Consider the following 24,849-nt stretch of genomic DNA (forward strand, 5'->3'; position numbering starts at 1 on the left):
GGATCAGAGGGCAATGCCGTCATTGGGGTCGAGCGCGGCTTGGCGAGCAACGCGACGCGCACGCGCGGCAAGGGCACGGGTGCGCGCGGTGTCGTCGTCCTGTTCGTCCTCCGCGAAGACGAACTCCCTCTCGAGCGGCGGTCCTGGCTCGGGCGCGATCTGCTCGTGCTCAGGCAGGGTCGGCTCCCGGCGGATGCCACCGTCGGCATCATCGCCCGCGCCGTTGGCTGATGGTGCTGTCTCACGCGCTACAGGCTTCAGCACGCTCCAGTCATCAGGACGCGGCGCGCACGGCGCAGCCACCGCGGGATCCGGCGGCATCACCACGCGTGCACGAAGCTGCCGGTCCTCGTAGTAACGCGCCTTCCGCGCGCGGATCGGCGGGCAGCCCGACACCAGGACAATCTCGTCAGTGGGCGGCAGCTGCATCACCTCGCCGGGCGTCAGCAGCGGCCGCGCCGTCTCCTGGCGGCTGACCATCAGATGTCCGAGCCAGGGCGATAGGCGGTGCCCTGCGTAGTTCCGGCTGTCGCGGATCTCGGTCGCCGTGCCGAGCGCATCGGAGACGCGCTTGGCCGTGCGCTCGTCATTCGTCGCGAAGGCGACGCGGACATGGCAGTTGTCGAGGATCGCGTTGTTCGGCCCGTACGCGCGCTCGATCTGGTTCAGCGACTGCGCGATCAGGAAGGACCGGATGCCGTAGCCCGCCATGAAGGCGAGCTGGCTCTCGAAGAAGTCGAGCCGTCCGAGGGCAGGAAACTCGTCAAGCATCAGGAGCAGCCGATGCCGTCGCCGTTCGTTCTCCAGCGCCTCGGTCAGGCGGCGGCCGATCTGGTTCAGCACGAGCCGCACCAGCGGCTTCGTGCGCACGATGTCGGAGGGTGGGACGACGAGGTAGAGCGTGACCGGCTCGCGCGCCTCGACCAGATCGGCGATCCGCCAGTCGCAGCGGCGCGTGACCTGCGCGACGACGGGATCGCGATAGAGACCGAGAAAGCTCATCGCGGTCGAGAGCACGCCGGATCGCTCATTGTCCGACTTGTTGAGCAGCTCGCGCGCCGCGGAGGCGACGACAGGGTGCGGTCGATCCCCGAGATGCGGCGTCGTCATCATGGCGGCCAGCGTCCGCTCGATCGGACGGCGCGGATCGGAGAGGAAGCCCGCGACGCCGGCGAGGGTCTTGTCCTGCTCGGCGTAGAGGACGTGAAGGATGGCGCCCACCAGCAGGGAGTGGCTCGTCTTCTCCCAGTGGCTCCGTCGCTCCAACGCGCCTTCAGGATCGACCAGGATGTCGGCGATGTTCTGCACGTCGCGGACCTCGCTGTCGCCGCGGCGGACCTCGAGCAGCGGATTGTAGGCGGCGCTCGCCGGATTGGTGGGGTCGAACAGCAGCACCCGGCCAAAGCGCGCCCGCCAACCGGCGGTGAGGTGCCAGTTCTCGCCCTTGATGTCGTGGACGATCGCCGAGCCCGGCCAGGTCAGCAGCGTCGGCACGACGAGGCCCACGCCCTTGCCGGAGCGCGTCGGCGCGAAGCACAGCACGTGCTCCGGCCCGTCATGGCGGAGGTAGCGCTGGGCGAACCAGCCGAGCACGACCCCATCGGGGGCGAGCAAGCCGGTGTCCCGCACCTCACGCTCTGTCGCCCAGCGGGCCGAGCCGTAGGTGGTCACGTCCCGCGCCTCGCGGGCGCGCCAGACCGACATGCCGATGGCGATGCCGATCGCCGCGAAGCCCCCGGCCGCGGCGATGACGGCGCCCTCGTAGAAGACCCGCGGCGCGTAGGCGTCGTACCAGTACCACCACAGGAAGAAGGCCGGCGGCGGGTAGACCGGCACGCCGGCCCAGACGTCCATCGGCTGGCCGAGCTGCGCCTGGTAGCCGAGGCGCCAGGCGACCCACTGCGTCGCGCCCCAGACCGCGGCAAGCACGATCAGGAAGACAACCAGGACCTGGCCCCAGAGGATCTTCGTCGCGGTCATGGCTGGGTGGCGTGGGCAGCAACCATGCGGCGAGACGTGCGCGATTGACGCGGTGACGTTCAAGCAGCCAGAGGTCGGCATCGTGCCGGCGGCGGGCGCATCGCGCGAAACGGCGGGGGACTCCTTCCGGGCCGATGCGACGGCACGGCATCCGGTCAGAGGCTGACGCCTCGCTTGCGCGCGGGCGTGAGCTCGAGACCGCCGCCGGGCGCAATGCTCCCTGCCACGGCCAGTCCCCGCTGCCGCTCCATCGCCGGCTTCCACGGCACCAGCTGGAAGCCGAGCCCGTCGTCGATCATCGCGAAGCGCCCCGAGGCCAGGTCGAGCCGACGGGCGAACACTCCGAAGACGCTGTCCCCCTCCCGCGCCGGCCGCCATGCCTTCCCCGTCTCGGCCGCTACCCGCGCCGCGACCGCCTCCACCTCGCGCTGGCGCAGCGTGTTGAGCAGGTCGCGCGCAAAGATCACGCGCTGACCCTGCCGGCGCGCAAGACCGGCTGCGACGAGATGCTCGGTCCGCTGGGCGAGCGCGCCCTCGACCTCCGCGCCGAAGCCCTGCCCGGCCAGCGGCAGCCCCTCGCGGTCGAGCAGACGGCGGTCCATCCAGGTCGCGCCATTGGCGGTAATCTGCGCCTCGACCGGCAGGTCCGACCGCACGGCGATGGCACTGCGCTCGCGCCCGCCGGCATCCTGGTAGCGGCGGACCTCGACGACCGCCCCCGGATGCCCGTCGCCGGTCGCTTCGATGTCCGCGAAGCGGAGGTGGTGCACGCGGCCGTCGATCCCGTCGATGACGGCGTAGCCGCTGCCCTTGAGCTCGTCGGCGATGCCGCGCTCGACGAGGCGGCCTATGATCGGCTCGGGCCGGTCGCCATGGATGGCGAAGTCGCCGGCCGCGCGGTCGGCGCCAAGCTCCTGCATGGCGCGATGCATCGACTTGATGATGTCGCTGCGGGTGCCAAGGTCGCGCAGCGTCTCCTCCATGCCGGGCCTGAGCGTCCAGACTGCGGGGCCGTGGCGTTCGGCAAGGCCGAACCGCTCCAGCGTCTGCGCCCGTCCGATCATCAGCCGACGGAGTTCCGGATCGGTACCGTCCGCGCCGGCCGGGCGCAGGTCCAGGATGCCGCCACCCTCATCGGCAGCGGCGCGCAGGGCACGATCGAGACCGGTCCAGCGCTCGGCACCGACCTCGGCCTCGAGCGCAGTGCGGATCTCCTTCTCGGTCCGCGGCCCGAGTTCCAGTTCGACGAGCGCCTCGGCGCGACCGCGGAAGCCGCGCGAGATGTAGTCGCGCGAGATCACCAGGTCACCGCCATCCTCGGCCCGCCCGCGCACCAGGACGTGGACGTGGGGGTTGTCGGTGTTCCAGTGATCGACCGCAACCCAGTCGAGGCGGCTGCCCAGATCCTGCTCGGCCTGGCGCATCAGGTCGCGTGTCCAGGCCTTTAGGTCCTCAAGCGCTGGCGCGTCCTCCGGGCTGACGATGAAGCGGAAGTGGTGGCGGTCATCGGTGCAGCGCTCCGCGAAGCTTCGGCCCTCCGCATTGTCGGAGCCCGCGTCGAAGAGCCGCGCCTTGGCGCCATCACGGGTCACCCCGTCGCGCTGGAGGTAGCCGATGTGGGTGGCGAGCGACGCGGACCGAAAGCGCGTGCCCTGATGGCGCACGACGCGCGCCTTGATCACGACGCGTCGCGAGGGTGAGCGGAGCGCGGCCTGTGCCGCGGCGGCCCGACCCCGCCCGAAGTGCGAGCGGCCCGCCCCCCTTGCGCCGCGGCCGAAGCCGTGTCCGGTGTGGCCGGCCTTGCGGACGGCGCGCATGACCTGGCCCACGAAGCTTCGCGCGCGGCGGGTCGGCGCATGCGTGTCGCCGACGCGGCCGGGGCGGACATGCAGGTCGTCGTCGCGGGTCGTCATGGCCGCCGATGCGCCGTTGCGCAGCGGCGGCTGGCGCTGAGGTCTTTGAATTGCCTTGGCGTTCGGGAGGAAGCGCCAGCCACCACTTCTGCACGAGGCATGAATTCCCGTGCTGGATCAGGCACATACGACCATCCGCCAGCCCTGCTTTTATCTGGCAATCTGCGGTCGGGGTTCCTGGGACCTCCCCCTCCATTGCGTTCGTGGTCGGCACGGGAGTAGCCGGCAGCACGACAGAAGCACCCGAAGGTGCGCGCTGGTGCGACAGCGGAGAGATTGCAGGGTCGCGCGATGCCCTGCGTCCCAGCGCCATCGCTCATGGTGCACCGCCGGCCGTGCGACGAATGGCGAAGACGGAACGGCGATCGCCGGCAGGACCGTCGCCATCGTGTGCGCCGGCCGCTCGATCTCTGCCAACGAACGGCTGCGCAACTGGTGCAGCGGCTGCGATCGTCGCACCGCCAACCGGCACGAAGATCGACCGCGTCGGTGCCATATCGTGACCGCCACGCTGCACGAAGATTGCCTCAGCGCTACGCTCAGCACCCACCGCAAGCTGGCCAGGCGCGACAATGCCGCCGTCACCGGGGAGCAGCGGCGCGAGGGTTGCGACGTAAACCCGCGTCTCCGCCGGCAGCGGCTGCCCCGTCGACAGATGCGCCTCAACCCGACGTGGCCCCGCGTTGTAGGCCGCCAGCATCAGCGGCACCGATCCGAACCGGTCTAGCATCTCGCGCAGATACGCCGTACCCGCCAGGATGTTGTCCTGCGGCGCGAAGGGATCTGCGCCGAGGCTGTGCTGGGCGCGAAGGCCCGCCCAGGTCGCCGGCATCACCTGCATCAGCCCCATGGCGCCGCGGTGCGACACGGCGTGCCGATCTCCGGCGCTCTCCGCGCGCATCACCGCCCTGATCCAGGCTTCCGGAATGCCGAAACGCTGCGATGCGGCAGCGATCTCGGCAGCATGGATCGTCTGCGCCGCCACCCCGGACAGCGGAAGGCTGACCAGCAGCAGCACGGCTGCGATGCAGGGCCACGACCGGGACGGGAGGGAGGAAGCGCATTGCGCGGCGCCGCCTCCCTGGTTATCGCGCATCATCAATGCGCCTGCGTTGATGGTGGTCGTCAGGCTCATGGTCTGCGCTCCGTGATCCAGACCGGACGCAGCCGGGCGACGATGTTCGTGCGCGGGAGAGGCCCGAAGTAGCGGCCGTCGAGGCTATCCGGCTCAGCGGGGTTGAGGAGGAACACCTCGCCGGATTCCAGCCTGTGGCAGCCGTGCCAGGTCGGCAGCACTCGGCCCAGGCGGTCAGCCATGCGGCGGTGTGCCACCGTCTCGCCGTCGACCGTGATCGCGGTGCCCTCTGCGCACACCACTTGCGGCGGCAGGGCGGCGACGTGCTTCAGCAGCGGCACGCCGCGCGCGACGTAGCCGCGCTCAGCGAGGAACGCCGCGAGCGTCTCCGGCGGGCGGACGAGGACGAGGTCGCCCAGCGCAATGCTGTCGGCATGTGCCGTGACGTAGAGGCCGAGCGGCACGCTCGCCGACGCGTTCCAGATGATGCGCGGCCGCCACCCCGCGACCACAGGAATGGCGATCAGCCCAAGCCCGGCGAGCATGACCACGACGGGCGCCGCGCGCCGTTTCCGCCGCGCCGTCACGCGTCGATCCTCCGCCGCATCAGCCAGGCGCGGTGGCGCTCGCGCGTGTAGGCGCGGGGCTGGTCGCCGGCAGCGAGGCGGTTCATCACGTGCCGCCAGTGGTCTGGACAGGCTTCCTCGGCTGCGACGCCCGCGCGTTCGACCGCGTCGATCGCGCGCAGCACCTCGTTGACCTTCGGCCAGTTGGACATTCGCAGCAGGATTTCCGCCCCCGGCTCCACAAAGCCGATCGTGCTGAATGCCTCGCCCGGGCCGACCGCGCGCAGGATGTCGATGCGGCTGACCACGGTGCCGTAGCCGTTGGATGCCCACCGCACGAAGGCGAACACCTCGCCCGCCGCGAAGGCGACGACGCGGCGCCGGCGGTCGAGGATCGTCTCCTCGGCGATCTGCCCGAAGCGGATCCAGCGCTCGATGCGCCCCTCGAGCCACAGCAACTCGACGCGGGTCAGCGGCGTCATGGCACCGCCCCCCGCTCCCCGTCCCGGTCGTGTTTTCCACCGACCGCGCTGGGCCTACCATCATTAGAATTAGACTCAATTAGAGTCTTTACGGGCCAGAATTCCGCTTGCGCTGCAACGGTTTGCGGGTGGTTCGTGCGCCTGATCTGCCGTGCCGGCTGCGCCTGATCTGCCGTGTCCCGTGCGCCTGATGTGCCGTGCGGTTCCACAGGGCTGCACAAGTTATCCACAACGCCGGGGAGGCGACCGCTCGGCATGATGTGGAGCACTTCGCCGCCCGCGACATCGCGACGGATGGCAAGGCGATAGCCGGGCAGGCTCTGGCGCGCGACGAGCCGGCGCAGGTCGAGCGCGAAGTCGGCGAAGCGCGCGAGGCTGCCGGACTTGGCGTGCAGGTGCCGGAACTCGAACGCCCAGCCGGAGGGCTGATGGCCCGCGTGCTTGCGCGCGACGCGGTAGAGCCAGCGCTCAATCCCGCCCGATAGGCGGAAGTAGGCCGGATCGATGGTCAGCAGCAGCTGTCGGTCGAGGACGCCGCGGTAGAACCAGTCCGGCAGCACGAACTCCATGCCGTCGGCGCGGCCGGAGGCGGTGATCCGCTCCTCCCATTCGTTAATCCAGGAGAATTGCTGGCGCCGCCAGTGCGCGCCGTGGCGGATCGTGGTGCGGATGACGGTCGACTGGAGCCTGGCGAGCGCCGCCTTCAACAGCAGGTACTGATGCTGCCCGGTGCCGCGCCCGATGGCGGTCAGCAGCTGGTGTGGCGCGAACCGCATGAAGCGGGAGGCGGCGAGGCCTCGATCAGCGGCCTCGACGATCTGCGAGCCGGCCCAGATCAGCACGTCGGCGTCCCAGATGGTGGCCATGCCATGCTCGGGGACGGCATGGACCTGCACCTCGATGTCGCCGGCGCGGTAGAGGATCGGCGCAACGCGGCGGCCCTTCGCCAGCGAGAAGAACGGCCGCTCCATCAGGTCGCGCTGGTCGCGACGTGGTGGGCCGTCGTCCGGTAGGGCGTCGAAGGGACTGAGGCGCAGTCGTTCGCTGGGCGAGGTATCGCGGCGCATCGGCGGCGAGCACTCAGCGGCGTGCCGCGCCGGCATAGGCCGGCGAGATGGCCGCGTGACGCTTGGCGGGTAGCACTGTCTCGCCGGTGTCGTCGCTGGTCGATGCCTTGGTGCCGCGGTTCACCCAGGCCTGGAGGTCTGTCACCGCGTAGACGACGCGCCCGCCGAGCTTCGAGTAGCGCGGGCCCGTACCGTAGGTGCGGTGCTTCTCGAGGGTACGGCCGGACAAGCCGAGAAAGCGGGCGGCCTCCGGCGTGCGGAGATAACGCGGCGGCAGGCCGGCATTCGGGTCGGGCATCGGGAGCCTCCGGTGACGCTGTCGGATGCCGCGCATGGGGCGCGGCGGTCGCATCGGAGGCTGGAGAAGCGTGGTCGCCGCGTGGGAGTCCGAAGACCGCGGCGGCGAAACCGGACCCCGCGCGGAGGTCAGAGGCGGGCGCTGGCTCCGGCGGTCAGCAGGTCGCGGTAGCCGCCATCTCGGAGTGCGCGAGCAGCCGAAAGGAGGCGCAGGGTGCGGCTGCGCAGATCGTGGCTCTTCCAGGCGGCGCTACGGGGAACGCGGGCCGCTCCGAACAGGCCGACCGCGAGGTCGCGGATGCTCGCGCCGTCGGCATCGCCATCGAGTGCGCGCAGGCGATTGACCAGGACCCGTCGGCGGTTGCGCGAAAAAGCGTGATCGCGCGCGGGTCGGCCCCGGAGCGCAGTCCAGAATTGCAGCGCAGCAGCCAGGCGCTTTGGCGTGAGGGCGTCGAGCGGCACCAGGACGCCTAGCGGCGCGTCGGGCGGCGGGTCGCCGATCAACCAGACCGGCAGCGGCGGCGTCCCTACGGTTCCGTGCAGCCCGTCACTCCCCAGCTGCGGTGAATTCAAGGGCGGCAGGACAGCCGGCAAGGGAGGCGAGAAGGACGGCGGCAAGGCCGACAGCGCAACGGTGGCGGTAGAGATGGTCGGCGCCCAGATGACCCTTGCGCTGCCCGCGTCCAGCGCCGGGTCGGCCGCGAAATCGCAACCCCCAGCGCTCGGCGACGGCGCTGGCCGCGTCGTCGGGCCGCCGGTCGTCGAGCTGTTCCCAGTCGCGCACATAGCGCGGGTTGCGCCGGAGGAATTCCCAGGCGAGATCGCGCGCCGAGGCGTTCTCCAGATCGGCATAGGCGGCCGCCGACCGCCAGTCTCGCGACGGCATGGCAAGGCTCCGACACAGCGCGGAGCACACGCTCCGCGCGCAGCACGCCGAGACATGCGACCATTCCGTGTGTTGTCCAGGCGCGCGCCAGGCAAACCGTGTTGCCGTGGGCGCAACGCCGGTCAGTTTGTCGAGCCCTGCCGCAGCAGGTCGCGATAACCGGCCTCGGTCATCCATCGGGCGCGGGCCAAGTGGCTGTCGTGGATGCGCTTGGCGCGGTCAGGGTCGCGCGCCGGGTCCAGGCCAAGAACGAGGCGGCTTGCCTCGCGCCAATCGGCCTGATCGGCGGCGGCATCAAGCAGACGGAGATAGATCACCTTGTGGGCGAGATCGTACTCGGTGACGGTCGGCTCGTCTGGCGGCCTGTCGAGGATCTTCCTGCTGCCCATGCAAGCTCCTCTCAGCATCGACGACTCGGTGCACCCACCTCATCAGCGTCGTCCACTGGTGCGCGATGCGCCATCCCCCAAGCGCTTTTGAGGGGTCGCAGTCGATACATACTATAGGTGATAAACTCGAAGTATGTAGCGCGACGACCGTGCCGGCATGGACATGCGCCGGCTGGTGGGGAGGAACGTGCGGCGGATCAGGCTCGAGAAGGGCCTGACGCAGGAGGCGTTCGCCGAAACCTCGGGCTTCAGCCAGCAATATCTGAGCAGCCTGGAACGCGGCCGCCGTAACCCGACGATCGTCACGCTCTTCGAACTGGCGTCCGCGCTCGGGGTGAGCCACGTCGCGCTTGTCGCGCCGGACGGCGAGAGCGATGCCGCCGCTCCGCTTCGCCGTGGCGGTCGCTCCGGCACCGCGGGCAAGCCGCGGTAGATGCCCACAACCCCTCAATCCCGAGGCGGGGTACACCGAAGCCCGCTCTTCCTTGACGCATTGGCGTTTCACAGATAGCTTCTCGTGAAACTCAGATGCGCGAGGTGCGCTGTGGCCGCCCAGATCCTCCCCTTCCCGAAGCCGTCCCCGGCCCCTTCGTCGCCGATCGCAACCTATCTCTGGGTCGGCGAGGCCCATCGGAAGCTCGCGGATCTTCATGGAGCAGGGCACTTGCCCGCCCGCCGCCTCGTCGTTGAAGCCTCCCGCCTGCGCCACCAGCAAGAGCTTATCGCGGCAGTCCGCGACGCCGGCGGCGAGATCGTCCTGGACACCGAAGCGGCAGAGCTCGCCAGCGTCGGGCGGCACTCCGGGCGGGTTCGCACCGCACCATGGGCCTTGCCCGAAGGTGCCGGGCCGCTCGGCCCCGATCATTTCCGGGCCGACGCAAAGTCCGACGTCATCGGCCAGATCGCGCGCCTGGCGGTCTCATCAGGCGTCACCGCTGTCCTGTCGCCGGCGCATCACCTGGGCGATCCGGCATTCCGCGATTGGTTCTCGGTGGATCGCGACGCCTGCCTCGCGTTGCGGAGAGCACTCGACCGCGAGGGGGGCCAGGGCATCGCGATCGACTATCCGCTGATCGTTCCGAACGCGGTGCTGAACCAGCCGAATCAGCGCGGCATGCTGGTCGCGACGCTGGCCGCGCTTCCCATCGACTACGTCTGGCTCCGCGTCGCGGGTTTGGGCGCCGATGCCGGTCCCCTGCAATTGAGCCGCTACCTCTCGGCCGCGGCGGGACTGCACAACCTCGGCAAGCCCGTGATCGCCGATCAACTGGGCGGGCTGCCAGGCCAGGCGGCCCTAGCGTTCGGCGGGGTCTCCGGCATTGCGCAGGGCATTGGCGAGCGCGAGCGCTTCGACACGGGCGACTGGCACAAGCCAGCCAAACCGCGTCCCGACGACGCGAAGTTCGGCCGCGCGGTGCGGCTCTCGATACCCGGCCTCAACCGCACGCTGACGCGCAGCGAGCTCGACGTTCCCGCAAGCGCGAAGAATGGCCGCCGCATCTGCGGATGCGCTGATCGCGCGTGCTGCAAGCACGGGTACGACAGCATGGTCGCCGATCCGCGGGGGCATGCGGCGCGGCAGTTCTTCAGCAGCATCGCGAAGCTGGAGGCCGTGCCGGACCTGCGACGCGAGACGTATTTTCTCAGCCACGACGGGCCCATGGCGAAAGCCGACAGGACGGCGCGCGAGATCAAGGCACTGCGCCCGGACGCTGCCGAAGCGGCGCGCCACAACATCGATCCGGAAGCCTTGATGAAGCGGCTCGCGGACCATAGCCGGACGACCGAGAAGATTCGCACGACCCTCGAGACCATCCACGAGACCCGTGGCAACGACGTGCCCCGCGCACGCGTGGCCGCGCTTCGGAGTGGAGGAGCACCCAAGTCCGCAAAGGGGCAGCCGTGAGCGGCAAATCGGGCGCAATGCCCCGCTACATCGACGATCTGAACGAGTTCGGCGGCCTGTCAGGCACGGACATCGCCAACATCGCCGACGTCTCCAAGGCGACGGTCTCGCGCTGGAAGTCCGGCACGGTCAAGCCGCAGCCGGACACGCAGCTGGTGCTGTCGGACCTGCACTTCATCGTCCAGCGGCTGACCGAGTACTACAGCGCGGATGAAATCCGCACCTGGCTCTATGCGCGTCATCCGCAGCTTGATGGCCAGCGGGCCATCGACCTGATCAACCAGAACCGGTCCGAGGAGATCCTGCGTATCCTCGATCGGCTGGACTCGGACGTGTATCTCTGAGGCATGGCCGCGGCCCGCTCCCCCCGCGACAACCACCTGCTCGACGCCGTCGAGGCGCTGCCGCGGGAGGCCTGGAGCGGCCCGGTATGGCGCGTCGTGCGCGAAGGGCGCGACCCGACGCAGGGCAGCGCGGTGGGCGGCCGTTGGGATGATCGCAGCTTTGAGGTTCTCTACACCTCGACGCATGAGGATGGCGCGCGGGCCGAAATGTTCTTCCATCTCAGCCGCGGCCAGCCGGTGATGCCGTCCCAGGTGCGCTACGGCCTGCACGAGCTTCGCGTCACGCTCGACGCCTGCGTGCGCATCGCCTCGCTGGAGGTGCTCGCGAGCCTGGGCCTCAAGACGAACGCGTTCGGCCAGTTGTCCTACAGCGAACGGCAGCTCGAATATCCGCGCACGCAGGAGATCGCCGAGGCCGCGCATTTCCACGGCCGCGACGGCCTGTTCGTGCCGAGCGCGCGCTCCGCCTATCCCAACCTGGTGGTGTTCTGCGGCGTTGCCGGACCGGAGGCGGTCGAGGTCGTGCGCGACCACGGCATCGTCGACTGGACGGCCTGGCGCAACGCGCAGCGCAACGGCTGAGCGGCGCGCCGCCGGCGCGTCAGGGATCGCTCCCGCCCAAAAGATCGCCCTGCGCCGCCACGCGTCGGCGGCCGCGCCGTGCGGCGGGCGCCTTCGTCGTGTCCGCCGCAACCGCGGCATGGAGCGCCGAGGCCGGCAGCGTGGGGCCGTTGCAGATGCGCTCCAGCAGGTCGGCCTGCGCGGCCTCCAGCGCGACGAGGCCGCCGAGCACGTTCAGCACGTTGAGCAGTTCGGCCGTGTATTCCGGCAGCCAACCGGGCGGCTGAATGTCGCCGAGCGGCGAGGGCTTGCGGCGGTCGCCGATGATCGGGCGCGAGCGGTCACGGCCGCGGTAGCTGAACCACTGCGTCAGCACCTGCTTGCCGGAGACTTCGTAGTCCCAGACTGCAGGCGAGACATTGTCCACATGGCCCTGGCCGACATGCAGCCGGCGCGTGGCTGCGTCGTGGCGGATCGTGTCGGGCATCGCAGCGGGGTCGGTCGGGATGGCGCCGTCTTCCGGGATGGTCGGGCGTTCGGCGGCGGGCAGGCGTGGCGCGCCGGCGGGACGGCCGTCGGACGCATCGACGAAGCGCTCGCCGAAACTGTGCAGCCAGATGACGCGGCGGCCGAGGCGTGCGGCCTCGGTGAACAGCCCGGAGTCGGTGGTGAGCGGGATTCGCAGGCCGGGCTGTACGAGGTCGGTCACGAAGCGGGTGACGTAGGCCGGGTGCGCGGCCACGGCTGCGATGTAGGCGAGGATGTCCGGCGCGGAGATGGGCGCGCCGAGCGCCGAGGAAAGCGCGGCAAGCACTGCGGCAGGGATGTTTGGCGTCGCCGCGGCGCTGTCGGCCCACAACGGAAAGGCGCGACCACCGAACGAGCCCTTGTAGTGGTGAAGGTCCGGAATGAGCGCGGAGAAGGTTACTGCCGGTCCGCCAGTCGGCGAGTGCTGCATCAGCGCAGTGAGGTAGACCTGCTTCTCCGAATGCATGCGCCAAATGGTCGGGTTCGGTTGGTTTAATAAGCGTGCGTCAGGAATGACCCATTGGCGATCGAAGGACCGGAAGCCGTAGTGGGCCGGCGCGACGACCGCGCCCTTATCCTTCGCTACGGGCAGTATGCGATGGGCGTGGCCTGCCAGGCCCTCCTCCACAGCCTTGCCTGAGTGCTTGTCGCCGAGCTGCTCGTTGCGGATGTGCGGGTGAAACAGCACTTCCTTCCGCTCCGAATCGCGCTCGGCAATCAGGCGCTTCCAGCGCTCTTCCAATGACCACCGATCTGGCGCGATCACCCAGGTGCGCCCTGGCATGACGCCTGAGCCATCGTAGGCGAATAGCGCATCGAGCGCCGGATAGGTCGCCCATCCGCCCGTCGCGGCAGGCAGGAAGGCCGCGCGCTCCGCCTCCGGACAATCGATCCAGCCCTCGCCGTCGAGTGTCAGCTTCGCCAAGGCCTCGAATTTCTGCTCCCGCCGCCCGATCGGCAACGCGCAATACCGCACGCGGGCAGGTTTGCTCACATCCGTCTTGCCCGTGCGCGCCAACAGCACGATGCACACGGGCTGTTGCACGCCCTGGAAAATGCGCGAGGCGACGGCCGGCTGATGCCCCTCCGGCGAACAATCCACCACCCAAATCTCATCCGCCGTGCGACGCAGATCGGCGCGCATCGCCTGGAAACCCGGCCCGTTGAGAAACCCAGCCACGGTGATGAAGCACACGATACCGCGCCGGTCCGCCCGCGCCTGCGGCGCGGCGGCCGCATCGCCGAACACCTTCCACGTCGCCCAGCGCCAGAAATAGATATAGAGGTTGCGCAGATGCTTCGAATGCGCACCAACGCCCCATTCCGGCGGCGGCATCCAACGCGCAAGCGGCGCGGCCCCCTTCGCATTCAAGCTGCCGGACTCGACCCATCCGCCGCGACCCTTCGCCTTTTCCTTGTAGGGCGGATTGCCGATGACGACGGTGATCGGCTCGGCGCGTTTCACCTTGTTCGCCTCGCGTCGGGACTCAGCGAGCGGCTTCAGGATCTGCGGGATGTATTCCTCATCAGCATAGGGATTGCCAAGCGTGTCGGTGACATAGAGGCGCAGATGCACGTCCGACGGCACCGTGCCCTTTATTTTGAGCAGGTCGGCGACCTCTGCCAGCAGGCGCAGCTGCGCTACGGCGAAGGGGCCGAACTGCAATTCGAAGCCGATGATGCGCTTCAGCGCGGCGCGGATGACGCCCGGCACGCTGCCGGCGCCGTCTGCGCGCGCAGTCTCCGCGATGCGTCGCAGGACGCCCAGCAGGTAGGTGCCGGTGCCGGCGGCCGGGTCCGCCAGCGTGACCTCGTTGGAGGCGAGCCCCTCCGGCTGTCCGAAGCGCGCCGGGTCCCGCAGCACATCATCCACCAGGCGCACCATCGCGGTGACCACCTCGGGCGGCGTGTAGTAGGAGCCGGTGAGCTTGCGCAGGTCGTTGTCGTAGGCCTCCAGGAAGTGCTCGTAGAAATACAGCCAGGCCTCGGAGTCGCCCTTGCCGATGGCCGCCCAATCCACAGCATCGAGCACGCGTGTGAGGGTGCCGAGCGAAGTCTTCAGCGCTTCCTGCCCATCGACATCGTCGGTCAGCACGCGGAAGGCGCCGCCGATCACCGTGTTGGTCTTGGCCAGCGCCTTCGCGACGCGGTCCAGGCCATCAGCGAGCACGATGCCCTGCGCGCGCGCCATCAGGAGGCCGAAGGTGACGGCCTGCGCGTAGCCGTCGGCGAAGTCTTCGTCACTGGCTTCGGGGAACAGCAGCCGGCGCCAGTCTTCGGCAAGGCCGCTCAGCGCCGGGACCTTCTGGTCGAGTTGTTCGGTGACCTCGTCGCGCAGCAGGCGGCACAGGCCGGCGCTGAGTGCTGCGAGCGCGCGCGCATTGGTGGGCGGGATCGGCTCCCAGCGCAGGAAGTCGCCGAACAGGCGGGTCAGCGCGTCGGGCGCGGTGAGCGCGGCACCGGCGGATTCCACGTCGCCGGACAGCCGCACGATCTCGCCCTGGAGGGCGCCGTCACGCCACAGCGAGAAGGCATTGCCGTCCGTGTAGATGAGGTTCGGCAGGGATTTGAGCTTGGTCCACTGGTCGCGGTCGTGCTCGTCCTTGAAGCGGCGCGGGTCGGCGCCCTTGCCGGGTGCCTTGACCTCGATGAAGCCGACGAGGGCGTTGCGGGCGCGGACGGCGTAGTCCGGTCGGGTCTTCAGGGAGGACAGCGTGGTTTCGCCGATCGCGACCACATCGCCGGCCTTGAGCAGCAGGATGGCGGCGAGGTCGGCGATCAGCGTCTCGAGCGGCGCGCGGAGCTGGTCCTCCGGTGCGCCGACCGCTGCCTTGCCGGAGAGCTTTGCCTTGAGCGAGGCGCCGAAGCGCGACACCGCGGCGGAGAGAGAATCAGCCATGGGTCGGTGCGAATCCGCTTCGGTGATCGTGTTCAACCAAAGGTTACAAAGCCGATCGCTGCGACGCCAGTCCACCTTGCCGGTGACGCGTTGAGGCTGGCGCCCCGCCCATCCAGGCGGGGCGCCGTTGGCCGTTCACTCCCTGCTGCGGTTGCCGTTCGGGCGGGACCAGATCAGCTCGAACTCGCCGCCCTCCATCTCAAAGAGGTTCGCCAGGATCGGCGCCGGCAGGGAGGGGTCGTCGAGCTTGACCGAGAGGTAGTCGCGGCCCTCGTTCGAGGTCTTCTTCCACGCTGCCCCGATCTCGGCCCGGCCGGCGAAGATGCGGAAGTCGGGGGCCTTGTCGCTGCTCTTCTCGGCCGGCCGGACCTGGACCTTGGCGTCGAGGGTGAGGGTGGAGACCGTGCCGGTGAAGCCGTCGCCGGTGCGGGTGAAGGTGCCGATGGTTGCCATGACTGTCTCCTGTCTGTCGATCGGGCCGCGCCCATCGCGGCCTCGATGGCGATCGTCCGGCCGGGGGCGGGCGCCGACGCACTCCGCAGGAGCCGCAGCGCAGCGGAGGACGGGGCTGGGAGACTTTCTTGCCTCGCGAGGAATGGCCCACCCGGGGTCCCCGCGCGGCTTGCCGCGTGGGGTGGGTAGCCAGGGGAAGAAAGTCGCACCGGCGCCGTTGCGGCCGAGGCGCCCGAGGCGTCAGCCGTCCCTCGGCCAGATCAGGCCATCCGAGGCAGCGTGGCAGCGCGACACCGGACGGACCGGGGAGACAGCAGGCGACGGTCGCCTTGCCCGGCACAAGCGCGATGGACCAGTCATCGCGGTCACGGCGCCCATGGCGTGCACAAGGGAGGATCCGGCCGGAACGGGGGAGGCGAGATGCTGGACAGGTGACCCATCATCCCGACTCGGTGGGGCGTGGCGTGGATGTTCCCGCCGAGCGCCACCCTGCTTCGGTTCAGCCGCGCGATCCCGATGACGGCGCGGGCAGGCGTGCCGCGGAAGGGGATGGCAGGCGAGGCTGATCAGGTCCCGCGCCTTCGGCGAACTCTGCGTCTGGACGGCCAGCGGTGGCCTGCCTCGGCTGGGCGCCGGCGCCCGCAAACGCAGCCAGCTGCACGGCAGCGCAGACACCCACCACGAGGCCACCGATCGCCGCGAACACGTGCCGCCAGACTTCCGACGGCACGAGCAGCGCCGAGATACCGAGCACCGCGTGGTAACCGGCCACGGCGGCCGGTGCCGCGAACAGCAGCGCGATGACGGCCCGCAGGGCGAGCGAGCGGACGAACGCGAAGAGCAGCTGCGCGGCGAACAGCGCGATCACGCCCGCGACGATACCGACCAGCACGGCGCCGACGACGCCCGCGCCCGTCTCGAACGCCCACATGCCGACCGTCAGTCCGACGAAGAACGGCACGGCGTAGATGGCGAGCGTGAACAGCAGCACGAGCATCGTGCCGAGGCCGAACAGGCTGACGATGACACCGAGCGTCATGCGACCCTCCCCGGTCGAGGCGCGATGATGCGCCGCGATTTTAGCGGATCGCCGGCGCGCAGCGGTTCGCCTTTGCGTGAGCGCATCGTCGTGCGGGCGGCGCTAGCCGCCGCCCCCGCGGAAGTCGAAGAGCGGGATGCCGAGGCGCTTCGCCTTGTCGGCCAGGTTGTCGGTGACGCCCGAGCCGGGGAAGACGATGACGCCGATCGGCAGCGTCTCGAGCAGTGCATCGTTGCGCTTGAAGGGCGCGGCCTTGGCGTGGCGGTGCCACTCCGGCTTGAAGACGATCTGCGGCACCTTGCGCTGGTCGGCCCAGCAGGCGGCGATGCGCTCGGCGCCCCTCGGCGTGCCGCCATGCAGCAGCACCATGTCCGGGTGCTTCGCGTGCACGCGGTCGAGCGCGGCCCAGATGCGCAGGTGATCGATGCATTCGACCCCGCCGGCGAAGGCGATGCGTACGCCCGCGGGCAGCAGAGGCTCGGTCTCGGCGCGGCGCCTCGCGGCCAGGAAGTCGCGGCTGTCGATCATCGCAGCGGTCATCGTGCGGCGGCTGACCATCGAACCCGCGCGCGGGCGCCAGGCGGAGCCGGTGTGATGCTCGAAGTGCTCGGCGGCGGCGTCGCGGAGAAACTCGAAGGCGTTGCGGCGCTCGATGAGCGTGAGGCCCTGGGCGAGGAGGCGTTCGAGCCCGACGGAGCGGACCTCGGAGCCGTCCTGCTCGCGCTGGGAGCGCTGCTGCGCGGCCTCGTTGGTGTCGAGCTCGCGACCAATGCGGTCGATGCCGCGATGGAAGAGGTTGACCAGCGACCAGAGCAGGTCGGGCAGGTCGGGCTCGAGGCGCGTCTCGCCGAGGCTTGCGACGAATGCGTCGAAGATGTCGGCGACGGCGCCGGAGAGGCGATCGGGATCGGGCAGCGGCCGAGGGTCGGGCTCGTCGGCGAAGGGGCGGTAGCCGTGGAGCTGGAGCTCGTCGAGCAGGTGCGCGGTGGCGGAGGCGGCGCGGGTGGGTTCGGCGTCGTCGAAGCGGTCGGTCATGGCCGGGTCCTCGCTGTCACGGGCCGCGCCCATCGCGGCCTTCGTGGCGATCACCCGGCCGGGGACGGGACGGACCTGCACCCGCAGGCGAAGCCGGAGGGCCGCAGCGCAGCGGAGGACGCCGGCGCGCGGCTTTCTTGTCTCGCGAGGAAGCGGCACGTCAGGGCCGCGGGGAAGAAAGTTGCGCGACGGCGTTGCGGGGAGGGACCGGCTCCGGCCCGATCGCGCACACGAAGGTCTTGGGCGCTGTGGCCAGCAAGGAGAATTGACCGACTTGCCGAATGCTCCTCCGCCTGCCTAGCCGTTGAATGACTTGCTCACGCCTAACGAACCCAGGTTAGCGGTACGAGCTTGATGCCGTCCCGCCAGCGCTCGACGGTCGCGTCCCGGAACCAGTCGTCGAGCACCTCGAAATGGTCCATGACAATGACCTGCATCGTGGGCGCGAGCTCCCGAGCGTAGTCCCAAAGCAGCCTGAACAGCCGCGCGACCGCGATCTGATCCTCGTCGTCCTGCCCCCCGACCTGTCCCACGTCCCGCTCGGGGGGATAGTGGGCCTGAGAAGGCTGGTCGAGAATCAGGAACGCCGGCACCGGCCTCCTGCGGAGGCGGAGGAGGCGGTGTAGGGCGAGGTGGAGCGCCACGTGGTAACCGACCCAATTCTCCCCGCTTCCCATCTGACCCAGCGGCAGCGGCCCTTCCGGGGACTCTGCAACGACCGTGAGATTTCTGCGGTCGAACCTGAGCGGGTGGTCGGAGTGTTCAAGGTCCAAGTGGCGGGCGTACTCCGCCAGGTAGCTCGCGATAAGGGACAGCGAACCGGCGAGGCGCTCTTCCGTGACCTCCGGGTCCACGAGCCGCTGCAATTCGGACACCTGCGCCCTGCACCTGGTCACGTCCTCCCTCAGCTGCGAGCCGACCGACACGGTCCGGGCGTTCTCCAGGAAGTAGGCGATCCTGCCCGCGACACGGGCTCCCTCGGCGAGGCGATCCTGCTGGACCCGCAGCCGCTCGTTCTCCGCGATCCTGCCGGCAATGCGGGCCTGCGCTTCCCTGATCTCGCGCTCCTTGGTGGACCTGCGAGTCTCGAGGTCGGCGAGGCGCGTCTGGAGGCGGGGGCTGTCCCGCCTCACCGACGCGAGTTGGCGCTCGACGACCGTCAGGGACCGCCTGATCTCCTCGACGGATGGCACGGCGACGGTCAGCCGGCTCGCGCATAGGGGACAGCTACCGTGGTCGGCGTCGGTTGCGCCCACCAAGCCTATCGAGACCAGCCGGGCCTCGTGCTCCTTGGCTTCGGTTTCGAAGCCCGCGGCCTCCTTCGAGAACCGCTTCACCTCGTCGATCTCCTCGCGGATGCCGTCCATTTCGACGCGTAGCCGTCGCCGGTTTTCCTCCAGTTCCGCGAGGTCGGTCCCGCTCTCTTCGAACTCGGCGAGGGTTGCAGAGCGAGGCGCGGAAGCGACCTCCAGCAACTGGCGGACGGCAGTGGGATCGGCGGGGGTCTCCCCGAATTCAATCAAGCCTGCCCGGCGCGCCTCGCCCAGGAGCCGATCTGCAGCGCCCGACGACTCACCCGCTGCGGCCTCCGCATCCGCCAGGTCACGTTCCAGCCGGCGCAACCTCGTCCGTGCGTCGGCCAAGCGGCGCTGGTTGAGATAGTGGTCCTCATCGACTGCCCCGACGAAGTAGGGCAGCACGTCCTTGATGTGCTGCGGGATGTACTGGTCGCCCTGCCTATGGAACAGCAGGCGGCGGTTCGCGATCTCGTCCTGCGCCTGCAGGCAGAAGAAGATCGCTTGGCCCGAGGTGGCGGCCAGCGGCTGGCGAGTTGCCCCGGGCTCCGGCACCTGCAGGTTCTCCGGGATGCCTAGGAGGATGGACAGTTGGAGGCGAAGGCCGTCAGCAGTGATGTTCTTAGTGAACCCGTCGTCTCGCTCAGGGAGGTCCTCCGCGTTCCGCTCGAAGTGGATATCGTCGCTCGTTGCCGCCGCCGGTCCGGGGTTGCGGCGTGCGACGAGAATGCCCTCGCCGTCGCGGTCGAAGAGGACAGCAAACCAGGATACCGACCGCCGGATTTCCCCCTGGGCTACGGTGCACTCGCTCCGCCCCCAGCAGTAATCGACGATGTCCAGAAGCGCTGACTTGCCCGTCTTCGACCCGCCCGCGACGATGTTGAGCCTCCCCAACGCAAACCGCACGTCGCGCCGCTCGCCGTCTAGAGAGTAGATCGCGATGGCACGAATCTGCATCGTCATGGTGTCGTCCCAAGGCCCTGCATGATTGCGGCGGGGTCGGCTTGCGCCCCGAACCAACGGCCGACCAGATCCGCCGCGCGGCGAATGTGGGTGGTCTCGTCCGTCGTTTTGGACGGCGACACGCCGAGGCGTAGCGGACGAGGTCCCGGGACGATGCCGTCGCCGTCGAGCGTCACTGCGCCCAACTGCGCCAGAAAAAGCAGCGCCTCGCGCGTTACTGGCCTGAGCCGGAGGATGCGGTCTGGGAGGTCCACAAGGCGGGGCGCGTTTATCGCGGTCCAAGTTCCGAAAGTCGCGTTCGCCCGCTTCGGCAGCAGGGCCCGTATGGCCGGGGGAAGGACAAGTGGCGGGACGAGGAACGCAAGGGGAAGCGGCAACGGACGCTCTCCCGACCGTCGGTAGCCTGTGACGACACGCGCCACGGTCTCCCCGACGAAGGCCGGGTTGAGGAGGGCTGCTTGCTCGCCTGGGCGCTCGCGCCAGGGGCGCTCCCAAGCGCTCCTCGACGCAGAATCAGGCATCGTCGTCCTTGAACATGGTTCGGAAGTCGCGGTGCCATCCCACCCGGAGATGGTCTGCGAGCATGTGGTAGGAGCCTACGCACACGAACCGCGCGTCCGTCCCGCGGAAGGGGAAGCGCGCCTCGCTTTCCACCCATCGGTAAATCGCTGCCCCGGCGGCCTGGAGCGTCGCTGCCTCGCAGGTGGGGTCTGCGTGATCGTCGCACATCGCCTCGAACCGTGCCTCCCACTCCTCCGTCAAGGTCGCCTCGAACAATGCAACCTCGTCGTCTAGGGTGAGGTGGTCGCGCAGCCACTGGGACCGCTGAGCGAACGCGCGATAGTAGTCACGCTTCGCATTCGTGATCCTCTGTCGCCCGATCCCCACGCCCTGCAACTGACGGACGAACCTGAAGGCTTCGTACCCCGCCGCCTCCTCGTCCGACGGTACTGCATCGGCGAAGGATATTGGGAGTGCGTCTCGCCGGAACCACTCCCTGACCTCTTCCAGCTTCGTCTCCAGGTCTGCAATCGCGATGCGCCCCGGAGGCTGCGACATCAAGGCCCGGCACACGCGCGGCCACCACCAGCCCTCCAAGAGTTCGCGGGCCGCGGACGCCTTGCCGCGAGGCACAGCGAGTTGGAGTTGCCTGTCGAGGACCCCCTCAAGGTCGCCCAGGGTCGGCTGATGGTCCAGTACCTCGACCGAGGTGAGGAGCGAGGCACGCATTTCAGGAGTCAGGGAGAGAAACGCCTCGAAAGCGGGTGCAAGGTCGCGGCTACGGGAGGTGCCAGCCACCTCGGTGAGCAGGCGAAGCGCCTCGTCCGGGTTGCGCCGCTGGGCTGAGAGCAGGCCGGAGGTGGGGCGCAGGCAGGATGCTGCCGACCCGGCGGGTGCTGTCCCGGTCGTAATGAGCACGAGCCGACAGCGTGTAGGTAACGACGGGTCTTCGGCTACCTGAGATGCCCAGACCCGTATGGTCTTCCACAAATCGCTGCTTGCGTCCGTCAAGCTCGCAGTCCGACTCAGGTGATGCTTGGTCTGCAGGAGCTCAATAGGGCTCCCCTCTCGTTCGAAAGCCACATCGTCCAGAAGCTCGATAGATATCTCAACGCCTGTACTTGCGTTGACGTGGGGCAAGGCAAGGGCGAGACCAAGGCGCGCTTGGTAAAGGTATCCGGCTGCCGAAGCAGCCGCGCTGAACTGCCCTGGCGAATCCAAGCACGATTCCTTTCGCTTATAGGATCACCATGGATGCCCCGGTTTGCAAGGCTTCGTGGCCCACTGCAGTGGCTGGAGTGGCCGGTAATGAGTCCGGCCTGATGAGCTGCTAGCCGGCAGAGTTCTACCGGCCGCTTTCGGGAGAGCGCAAAGAACTCGTGACCGACCGATCTGGGCGCAGCGCGGAGGCGGATGCAGGCGCCGCGCTAACCGCCCAGCCCGACATCAGCCGGCTGCGGCAACAGCAGGCAGGTTGCATCCTCAGGTGCAAGCTGGGCGCGTAGCCACGCAGCCGCCTCGGCAGAGCCCAGTTGGCGGAGATCGTCGTCGAAGTCGCGGGCGCGTGGGCGAAGCACGAACGGCTCGATGAAATGATAGCCTGCGCGGCCGGCCAGGGACTGCGCAGCATGCATGCCCGCGTCGTCGTTATCCTGGGAGATGTAGATGCGTTTGAGCCCTGCTTGCAGCACCAGGGCTGTGAGATGGCTTGCCGATAGAGCGGCGATCATCGGCATCTTGGGCAGGACACAGCGCAGGGCCAGCACGGTCTCAATACCCTCGCCGATAGCGACGACGTCCTGCACGAGGCCGAACCGTACGCCATTGCCGAGCAGCCGCCCCATCGCGCGCCGAGGCGTCGCGATCGGCGCCTTGCCACTGCCATCGCGGGCGAGCCACGTGCGGTGCACGCCGGTGATCGCGCCGTCGAGATCCGTCACCGCGGCGAGCATCGCGGGCCACGTCTCGACCGGCGCCTTCTCGTCAGCGCGGTAGTAGCAGCGCGGGTGGAACCGCAGCGCGGGCAGATCGTCCAGGTAGGTGATGCCGCGCGCGCGCAGGTAGGTCTCGGCCAGCGTCCCCTTGATTGGCTGTCCGGCGTGGAACAGCCGGCGCGCCGCATCCGGCGAGCCGGCGGCGACAGGCGCGCGCGGCTCGGGCCGCTGGGGAGCGGGCAGGCTCAGGAACCGCCGCCCCTCCTCCAGCACGTCGCGCAGGCTGTCGAGGCCGCATGCCCGGGCGATCAGGTCCAACAGGTCGCCATGCTCGCCCGTCGCGGCGTCGGTCCACTTCCCGGCGGCGCCGCGGCCCGCCTCAGGCCCGTGCAGCCGCACGAACAGGCTGCGCCCCGGCGTATTGGCGACATCGCCCACGGTCCACCAACGGCCCTCGCGCCGGCCGTTGGAGAGGTAGTGGCGGCAGACCGCCTCGGCGTTGCGGGCCAGGCGGCGCGCGAGCGCGGCGGCATCCTCGCGCATCGATCCCTCCATGAAGATGCGGGCCCGCGTTGCGACGGGCCCGCGAGGTGCAGGGAGGCCGGTTACTCGGCGGCGATGGCGGCTGTGGGGATCGCCGCGGCGTCAGTGTCTTCGGCCGGCGGCGCCGAGGCGATGGCCGGTTCGCCGCCGTCGGCCGCCGATTCCGCTTCGCCCTCCGGCGCCGCCTCGGTCTCCGGCTCCACCGCGGCGAAGACCTGGCCCGGCGTGCGCAGCGGCTCGGGCACCCAACCGGTGCCGGCGAGCAGCTCTTCGGCCGCCGTCGCCATCTCCGCCTTCTTCAGACCGGCGATGCGCTCCGCCGTCCGCGCGCCGCGCGCCTCCCGCACGGCGGCGAGGATGCGGCCCTTGGTGACGCGGCCGAGATAGGCCTCCGCTGTCGGGCGCCAGCCGACCGCGGCCATGTCGAGGCTGACCGCCTCGGCGATGCGGTCGGCATGCGCGATCGCCTTGGGCCGGCGGTTGTAGGCCTCGTGCACGGCGTTGATCGTCAGCCCGACACAGTGCGCAAACAGCGCCTCGCGGCTGTCGGCGTCGAAGCCGGCGAGGACCGGCCAGAGCTCACCAGGCTCCGTCGGCATCTGCGCTTGCCAGCGCGCGTGGCGGGCCTCGATGGCGCGTGCCGAGGCGGTGTCGGCGAGGCCGGGCGCCTGGGCCGAGAACAGCGCGCTTTTCGGCTCGATCTCCAGGCAGGAGTCGAGGCCGTAGCGGTAGAACAGTTTTAGGCAGAGGGCGTGCAGCGCCGAAAGATGCGCCACCTGCGGATCGGCGGCGAGCGCGTCGCGCAGCGCGAGGGTGCGGTGCGCGGTGAGCTCGGTCAGCAGGCGGTCGGGCAGTGGGCGGATGCCCTCGTCCTCCTCCGGCGGCTCGGCGGGCGGGATGGCCGTGCCGGTCTCGGGCTCGGCCGTGGTCTCGCCCTCCGGCTCCGGCTCGGCCGGGGGCTGGTCGGTCCCGACCTGTTCGTCCTCGGGCGCCGCGGCGACCGGCGGCTCGTCCTCCGGCAGGACATAGCCGCGCTCGACGCGCAGCGCGCCCGAGCCATCGATGCTGACGAAGACGCCGGCGCGCGCCGTCTCCTCGGGGTCGTAGGCGACGGGCCGGTCCTCGAAGGCGGCCAGCGCCTCCTCGATCTCGGCCAGGCGCCGGTCGGTCTCCTCCGGCACCTCGTCGGCCTCGGCGCAGTCCTGCTCCAGCCGGTCGAACTCGGCCTGAAGCGCATCCCGTCGCGCCGTCTCCTCCTCGGTGAGCGGCTGCGCCTCGCCGGCCAGGCGGCGCAGGCCGTAGGTGTGGCCGTAAGGGAAGTCGGGCGCGGCCTCGACCCAGCGCCAGCCCTCGGCGCGGATCGCCTCGGCCTCGCGCTCAAGCCGCTCGCGCGCGAGGCGGTCGAGCAGCCCGGCATCCTGCCACCAGCCGCCATCGTCCGGCTGGAACAGGTCGCGGAGGATCAGCCCACCCGCCGCCTCGTAGGCCTCGGCGCCGACGAAGCGCGCCCGCTTGTCGGAGGCACGCACGGCGCCCTCGGTCAGAAGGCGGCGGATCTGGTAGGGCTCCTTGGCGTAGGAGCGCTGCAGCGCCTCCCACACCTGCTCCTGGCGCTGGTGGTCGGGGCTGACGGTGAAGGCCATCAGCTGCTCGAGCGTCATCCCGTCCTCGGCGTAGAGGTCGAGGAGGCGCGGCGAGACCGCGGCGAGGCGTAGTCGCTGCCGGACCACGCCGACCGAGACGAAGAAGGCCGCGGCGATCTCCTCCTCCGAGCGGCCGCGCTCGCGCAGCGCCTGGAAGGCGCGGAACTGGTCGAGCGGGTGCAGCGGGGCGCGCTGCACATTCTCGGCCAGGCTGTCCTCCTCGGCGATGCCCTCGGTGCGGATGATGCAGGGGATCGGCACGGTGCGGGCGAGGCGCTTCTGCTTCACGAGCAGTTCGAGCGCGCGGAAGCGCCGGCCGCCGGAGGGCACCTCGAACATGCCGGTCTCGCGACCGTCCTCGTCCAGCACTCGGCGGACGGTGAGGCTCTGCAGCAGGGTGCGCCGGGCGATGTCCTCGGCCAGCTCCTCGACGGCGATGCCGGCCTTGATGCGGCGGACATTCGCCTGGCTGAGGACGAGGCGGTTGAAGGGGATGTCGCGCGAGGCGGAGAGCGCGACCTTCGGGGCGGGCTTCGACATGGGGGTTCTC

Annotated in this window: 23 protein-coding genes; 4 read left to right on the forward strand and 19 right to left on the reverse strand. The window is 69.8% G+C overall.

Annotation, left to right across the window (positions count from 1 at the left end; translation table 11 throughout):
- Nucleotides 1-3 precede the first annotated feature (3 nt).
- From LQ222_RS06875 to LQ222_RS06920, 10 genes are all read right to left on the reverse strand, one after another.
- Nucleotides 4-1,980, reverse strand: a complete 1,977-nt coding sequence (locus LQ222_RS06875; RefSeq protein ID WP_230165359.1) for a conjugal transfer protein TraG — start codon at nt 1,978-1,980, stop codon at nt 4-6.
- Nucleotides 1,981-2,135: 155 nt separating this feature from the next.
- Nucleotides 2,136-3,893 (reverse strand): DUF3363 domain-containing protein, encoded by a 1,758-nt coding sequence (locus LQ222_RS06880; protein ID WP_230165361.1) that lies wholly within the window; start codon nt 3,891-3,893, stop codon nt 2,136-2,138.
- A 316-nt stretch (nt 3,894-4,209) separates the two neighbouring features.
- Nucleotides 4,210-5,028, reverse strand: a complete 819-nt coding sequence (locus tag LQ222_RS06885) for a lytic transglycosylase domain-containing protein (protein ID WP_230165363.1) — start codon at nt 5,026-5,028, stop codon at nt 4,210-4,212.
- The gene (locus LQ222_RS06890) at nt 5,025-5,555 is read right to left on the reverse strand and encodes a S26 family signal peptidase (protein WP_230165365.1); all 531 of its coding nucleotides are present in this window, start codon (nt 5,553-5,555) and stop codon (nt 5,025-5,027) included. Before LQ222_RS06890 ends, LQ222_RS06885 begins: the two co-directional genes overlap by 4 nt.
- A complete protein-coding gene (locus LQ222_RS06895) occupies nt 5,552-6,016 on the reverse strand; it encodes a DUF2840 domain-containing protein (protein ID WP_230165367.1) in 465 nt (154 codons plus the stop codon). Before LQ222_RS06895 ends, LQ222_RS06890 begins: the two co-directional genes overlap by 4 nt.
- On the reverse strand, nt 6,013-7,083 hold the full coding sequence (locus LQ222_RS06900; protein WP_230165368.1) for a replication initiator protein A: 1,071 nt from the start codon (nt 7,081-7,083) through the stop codon (nt 6,013-6,015). The genes LQ222_RS06895 and LQ222_RS06900 overlap by 4 nt, the downstream gene beginning before the upstream one ends.
- 13 nt (nt 7,084-7,096) lie before the next feature.
- Nucleotides 7,097-7,381, reverse strand: coding sequence for an AlpA family transcriptional regulator (locus LQ222_RS06905; RefSeq protein WP_230165369.1), 285 nt, complete (start codon nt 7,379-7,381; stop codon nt 7,097-7,099).
- Nucleotides 7,382-7,509: 128 nt separating this feature from the next.
- Nucleotides 7,510-7,842, reverse strand: coding sequence for a DUF2285 domain-containing protein (locus LQ222_RS06910; protein ID WP_230165370.1), 333 nt, complete (start codon nt 7,840-7,842; stop codon nt 7,510-7,512).
- Nucleotides 7,843-7,927: 85 nt separating this feature from the next.
- Complete coding sequence (locus LQ222_RS06915) at nt 7,928-8,266, reverse strand: transcriptional regulator domain-containing protein (RefSeq protein WP_230165371.1); 339 nt, start codon at nt 8,264-8,266, stop codon at nt 7,928-7,930.
- 122 nt (nt 8,267-8,388) lie between these two features.
- A complete protein-coding gene (locus LQ222_RS06920; RefSeq protein ID WP_230165372.1) occupies nt 8,389-8,655 on the reverse strand; it encodes a DUF2285 domain-containing protein in 267 nt (88 codons plus the stop codon).
- A gap of 157 nt (nt 8,656-8,812) precedes the next feature.
- Here LQ222_RS06920 and LQ222_RS06925 point away from each other — a divergent pair, with 157 nt between their 5' ends.
- From LQ222_RS06925 to LQ222_RS06940, 4 genes are all read left to right on the forward strand, one after another.
- Nucleotides 8,813-9,088, forward strand: coding sequence for a helix-turn-helix domain-containing protein (locus LQ222_RS06925; protein WP_230165373.1), 276 nt, complete (start codon nt 8,813-8,815; stop codon nt 9,086-9,088).
- A gap of 111 nt (nt 9,089-9,199) precedes the next feature.
- Complete coding sequence (locus LQ222_RS06930; RefSeq protein WP_230165374.1) at nt 9,200-10,561, forward strand: hypothetical protein; 1,362 nt, start codon at nt 9,200-9,202, stop codon at nt 10,559-10,561.
- Nucleotides 10,558-10,905: a hypothetical protein gene (locus tag LQ222_RS06935; protein ID WP_230165376.1), complete on the forward strand. Its 348-nt coding sequence runs from the start codon at nt 10,558-10,560 to the stop codon at nt 10,903-10,905. Before LQ222_RS06930 ends, LQ222_RS06935 begins: the two co-directional genes overlap by 4 nt.
- 3 nt (nt 10,906-10,908) lie before the next feature.
- Complete coding sequence (locus LQ222_RS06940) at nt 10,909-11,487, forward strand: RES family NAD+ phosphorylase (protein WP_230165378.1); 579 nt, start codon at nt 10,909-10,911, stop codon at nt 11,485-11,487.
- A 19-nt stretch (nt 11,488-11,506) separates the two neighbouring features.
- On the opposite strand, the gene LQ222_RS06945 is transcribed toward LQ222_RS06940, so the two are convergent.
- The 9 genes from LQ222_RS06945 to LQ222_RS06985 all read right to left on the reverse strand — a co-directional run bounded on the left by LQ222_RS06945 (nt 11,507) and on the right by LQ222_RS06985 (nt 24,839).
- Nucleotides 11,507-14,929 carry a type ISP restriction/modification enzyme gene (locus tag LQ222_RS06945; protein ID WP_230165379.1) on the reverse strand — a complete coding sequence of 1,141 codons (3,423 nt, stop codon included), beginning with the start codon at nt 14,927-14,929 and terminating at the stop codon, nt 11,507-11,509.
- A 99-nt stretch (nt 14,930-15,028) separates the two neighbouring features.
- Entirely contained in the window at nt 15,029-15,346 is a 318-nt protein-coding gene (locus LQ222_RS06950) for a DUF736 domain-containing protein (protein ID WP_149536470.1), read from the reverse strand.
- A gap of 499 nt (nt 15,347-15,845) precedes the next feature.
- Complete coding sequence (locus LQ222_RS06955; protein ID WP_230165380.1) at nt 15,846-16,385, reverse strand: hypothetical protein; 540 nt, start codon at nt 16,383-16,385, stop codon at nt 15,846-15,848.
- A 102-nt stretch (nt 16,386-16,487) separates the two neighbouring features.
- The gene (locus LQ222_RS06960; protein WP_230165381.1) at nt 16,488-17,420 is read right to left on the reverse strand and encodes a DUF2493 domain-containing protein; all 933 of its coding nucleotides are present in this window, start codon (nt 17,418-17,420) and stop codon (nt 16,488-16,490) included.
- Nucleotides 17,421-17,743: 323 nt separating this feature from the next.
- Complete coding sequence (locus LQ222_RS06965) at nt 17,744-19,678, reverse strand: DUF3732 domain-containing protein (protein ID WP_230165382.1); 1,935 nt, start codon at nt 19,676-19,678, stop codon at nt 17,744-17,746.
- Nucleotides 19,675-20,199, reverse strand: a complete 525-nt coding sequence (locus LQ222_RS06970; protein ID WP_230165383.1) for a three component ABC system middle component — start codon at nt 20,197-20,199, stop codon at nt 19,675-19,677. Before LQ222_RS06970 ends, LQ222_RS06965 begins: the two co-directional genes overlap by 4 nt.
- Nucleotides 20,192-21,097 carry an ABC-three component system protein gene (locus tag LQ222_RS06975; RefSeq protein ID WP_230165384.1) on the reverse strand — a complete coding sequence of 302 codons (906 nt, stop codon included), beginning with the start codon at nt 21,095-21,097 and terminating at the stop codon, nt 20,192-20,194. The genes LQ222_RS06970 and LQ222_RS06975 overlap by 8 nt, the downstream gene beginning before the upstream one ends.
- Before the next feature lie 509 nt (nt 21,098-21,606).
- Nucleotides 21,607-22,656, reverse strand: coding sequence for a toprim domain-containing protein (locus LQ222_RS06980; protein WP_230165386.1), 1,050 nt, complete (start codon nt 22,654-22,656; stop codon nt 21,607-21,609).
- A 62-nt stretch (nt 22,657-22,718) separates the two neighbouring features.
- Nucleotides 22,719-24,839, reverse strand: a complete 2,121-nt coding sequence (locus LQ222_RS06985) for a ParB N-terminal domain-containing protein (RefSeq protein WP_230165387.1) — start codon at nt 24,837-24,839, stop codon at nt 22,719-22,721.
- Nucleotides 24,840-24,849 lie beyond the last annotated feature (10 nt).

Source organism: Roseomonas sp. CECT 9278 (assembly GCF_918698155.1).
Lineage (GTDB): Bacteria > Pseudomonadota > Alphaproteobacteria > Acetobacterales > Acetobacteraceae > Neoroseomonas.